Here is a 223-nt window from a genome sequence, read left to right on the forward strand (position 1 = left end):
GAAGAGAAATCAAGAAGTCCAGACATACTGCCCTGAACAGGCTCATTTGAAGGTATTGGCGCGTCGTCATTTTGCTAAGAAAGCCGTGAAAATAACGCCGGAAGTAAAAAGATGGATAAAACGGTTAATTTGGAAAGATTTAAGCCCTGAACAGGTGGCTGATTATTTGAAGCAACATAAAGGGATATCTTTGCATCATGAGACGATTTATAGACTGATTTAT

Annotated in this window: 1 protein-coding gene; it reads left to right on the forward strand. The window is 39.0% G+C overall.

Annotated features, from left to right (window positions below; all coding sequences use genetic code 11):
• Positions 1 to 223, forward strand: a 223-nt coding sequence (locus tag ABR397_RS24800) for a helix-turn-helix domain-containing protein (protein ID WP_350307985.1), incomplete at both ends; no start/stop codon positions are given.

Origin of the sequence: Photorhabdus viridis (assembly GCF_040256935.1) — a bacterium.
Taxonomy (GTDB): domain Bacteria; phylum Pseudomonadota; class Gammaproteobacteria; order Enterobacterales; family Enterobacteriaceae; genus Photorhabdus; species Photorhabdus viridis.